The following is a 3,414-nucleotide window of genomic DNA, read 5'->3' as shown; positions in this document are numbered from 1 at the left end:
ATAAAGCTGGTTTATCAGGGGTGGGGGCTTTTGACCAACTCATCCAATAGTAGTAAACGGTGGACCACTTTGGATAATCAGCCGGCAAATCACGCCAAGTACAGCCATTTTTAAGGACATAGAGCATGGCACAGAAGATATCATAAGGATCAATGTGTTTTGGGTGAGTTCGTTTTCTTGAAGCTTCCAGATCCTGACGGATCAAATCGAATTGTTGCCGAGAAATATCGCTTTGGTAATGATGACTAAAATGTTGCATATGATCACCAACTTTTTTGACAGTAGTTTATCAAATTATTGGGTCAAAATCAAAGATACTAAACAGCTTCTAAGAGCGTCATTGACTGGCTTGGCAGACTTATCATCAACTTTTATCATAAGTTCAAAGCGGGTTTTACGTTCGGTCAGCGTGAGCAGTGCCTGGTCATCACGAGTTCGTTTGCCAGCCACCGTGTCAATCTCCCAGTGACCAAATTCTTTGCGAGTTTGAATCTCAGCAGGCCGCTGTTCAATGGATTGTCCTAAAACCTTCTGATTCTTTCGGCAACGAGCTGACTTAGTATTTCGGCGAACCTTTTCCAAGAGATCAACGTTTCTGGTTCGCATAAAATGACGATCAATCCAGTTATACAAAGTCGTCGTGCAAGGAATTTGGTCCAAAGGGAAACGACCGTTTTTTTCGCCCGACCGATAATGGCATCCGGAGAGTGGTGGGACACTAACATCTGTTCATCGGCGTAGTCGATAAACGCCGTATTTTGGCTAAAGAGACACGGACGATGGGAGTGCTGCCGGGCCTGATCATACTTTTCCTGAGCAACATCGGCTAAATAAACCGAGTGTTCATAAGTGTAGACTTTCCCGTTTTGGGTTTGACGGGAGATTTGGATTGTCGTGCCCCGTTTAATCTCATTATTGATGGTTTGGGGGACTCGTTGGAGTAGCCTGGCGATTTCCCGATTGGGCAACGGCTTGGGCAATCGTTTATAAGCTTCAATCTGGCAGCGTTCCTTAAAAGATAAGTGTTCCCCTTTAATAGTAGATGTGGTATTCTCAAGAGGCGTCATAGCGATTTTCCTTTTCATTAAATGTGTTAGAACTTTAATGATACCTGAAAATGCGCTATGGCGTATTATTTTTTTAAAATGGCTAACTTCATTTTAAAATCCACCGTAATCTATTAGCTGCAAATGACTAGACATTTTTTATAAAAATAATTCTGTAGACATTTTAAGTTTGAGTTCAGAACAATTTTCCCTAAACTCCCAGCATGGCGATCGGTAGCACATGAACCTGATCGTTACTTCTAGTGTAAGCAAACTGGCCCGTATTTAATAAGACTTTGGTAACCTTGAATTCATTTTTAACCAAATCCGCAAACCAGTTAAGATGGCGAACGTAGCTGTCCTTTGCTTCAGGATCAGCCTTGACCTCAAATAAGATTAGAGAGCTACCCTTCTGCAAGATAAAATCAATTTCTCTAGTCCCGCGTTGATCTCGGAAGTGAAAGAGTTTCGCATCATCAGCGTCTGCATAAACAATGAGGCTTTGATAAACTAGAGATTCCAATAATTGACCGATTAAATTTTGATTTAATTTACCAACATGTTTAGGGACTTGATATGTGGTTAGCTGTTGACGATTAACATCTAATAACTTTAACGCAATGGCCGGATCGAGCATAAAATGTTTCGGGGCCCGAGCTAAATTAGGATAAAGTTTTCCTACTCCCAAAAACGGTGGGACTTCATCAATAATGTAGAGAATTTCAAGAGCTTCCCGATAACTATTGGCTGTTGGTCGAGTAGGCGCTTCACTATTGTTCGCCATCGCAGCATCAATGATTGTCTGAAATTTAGTTGGTGTCCCAACCGAAGCTGCATAAGCCTTCATCCAAGCTAATAAACTGGCAGGTTTCTTAATTTTAAACCCATTCTCTTCGAAATCGTGATCAACAATGTTTCTAATGTAGCTGCGCAGTAATAAGTCACGAGCATGAGGAGCTTTATCGCGAATTCCAGGAAAACCTGACCTAAAGATCTCATCTAAGTAATCATTAATATCTTTTTTGGTTTGACCACTAATCCGGTCATCTTTGGTCAAATTAAATAGCGTTTGAATATGTATATAGTCAGTTGCCATGCCTCTTTCTTGAATGGTAAAAGGCCGTAATTTCATTCGAATAATACGACCGGCCCCACTGTGAATTCGAGAATTAACCCGAATACTACTGCCAGTAAATAAAACACTGCCATCTGACAATCCCTTATCTACTTCATGCCGGACAAAAGACCACATTTCCGGTGCTAATTGCCATTCGTCTAATAAAACGGGCTTCTGACCACGTAGAATAGTATCGGGAGCTCCTTTTAGCATAAGCCGGGTGGCTTCGTTGTCTAAATTATAGACGGTCTGAGCAATTTGAGTACATGTTTCAGTTTTGCCAACCGCTTTAGCACCTTCGACTAAGATGGCTGGAAGTTCTTGTAAATCACGTTTCAAAGGCTCATCAATAATCCGTTTCTCGTAAATTATAATCCCCTACTTTACATTTTTGTATAACTGTATTTTACAAAAATGATACTACGTATTTTACGTTTTTGCAACCTTATATTTTGCGTTTTTGTAAGTTGTTGTCGTTTAATTGTTGCAAAGGTTGGATTCTTTCCTTGTTTATTAAAACGAACGTATGATTGGACTTTTGAGGCTAAACCATCAATTATAACCTTATGTAACATCTCAAAGCCAAATCAAAAAAGTTTCTACCTAACGCGTTGTGCTAGTTGTGTCACATTCGTAACAATTGAATTAGTTTTTTGAGCTTTAAGCAACCCAAAGCCCCGCATACGCGGTAACTTCTTAGGTGACAAAACCAGAAAGAAGGAACTGTTATGCGAGGCCTCCTCAAAGTTATCGTAAAAACCAATCCAATTCAAGCTAAATTTCAACATTTTATCGAAATTATTGAACCGATTTATGAAACCATTAATCCGGCTATTCGTTTCCGGCCAAATTACCGCCAGCTGAAAGCCGATGATGTCATTATCCTGGCCTGCATGTTAATGCGGATTGAAGAACGGGACGGTTCCGAAACCTATTTTCATCAAAAATTGGTTAGCTGGGGAATTACTGTCCCTGAACGCTCCCGGTATAACCGGCGTTGTCGAGATTTAGTATTAATAATGAAATTCATGCGGGTCACTTTATTGAGACAGTGGGTCCCACCCGTTACCTATGAAATCATTGATAGTGCGCCGATTACTTTGGCAGCTACTCGTCGAAGCAATCAGGCCAAGGTTTTAACCGGTTTCGCCAACAAAGGCTATAATGCCACCAAACAGACCTATTACTATGGCTTTAAGTTACATGCCGTGATGGCCAACCAAGGCTACTTTCTGGCCTGGGAACTGACGC

The 3,414-nt window shown here is 40.9% G+C and carries 3 protein-coding genes and 1 pseudogene; 1 reads left to right on the top strand and 3 read right to left on the bottom strand.

Going from position 1 to position 3,414, the window contains the following annotated elements:
* The 3 genes and pseudogenes from FD47_RS15170 to FD47_RS13895 form a co-directional block, all read right to left on the bottom strand.
* On the bottom strand, positions 1-259 hold a 259-nt coding region (locus FD47_RS15170), incomplete at its 3' end, for a transposase (protein WP_156404162.1).
* Positions 260-330: 71 nt separating this feature from the next.
* Positions 331-1,067, bottom strand: a pseudogene (locus FD47_RS15450) (IS30 family transposase); the annotation flags it as partial.
* 190 nt (positions 1,068-1,257) lie between these two features.
* A complete protein-coding gene (locus FD47_RS13895; RefSeq protein WP_054736667.1) occupies positions 1,258-2,502 on the bottom strand; it encodes an ATP-binding protein in 1,245 nt (414 codons plus the stop codon).
* A gap of 389 nt (positions 2,503-2,891) precedes the next feature.
* Here FD47_RS13895 and FD47_RS13890 point away from each other — a divergent pair.
* A partial coding sequence (locus FD47_RS13890) for a transposase (protein WP_275453007.1) occupies positions 2,892-3,414 on the top strand: 523 nt, incomplete at its 3' end.

The sequence above is a fragment of the Lentilactobacillus parafarraginis DSM 18390 = JCM 14109 genome (assembly GCF_001435895.1).
GTDB classification, from domain to species: Bacteria; Bacillota; Bacilli; order Lactobacillales; family Lactobacillaceae; genus Lentilactobacillus; species Lentilactobacillus parafarraginis.
This window is presented reverse-complemented; position numbering and strand designations above follow the sequence as displayed.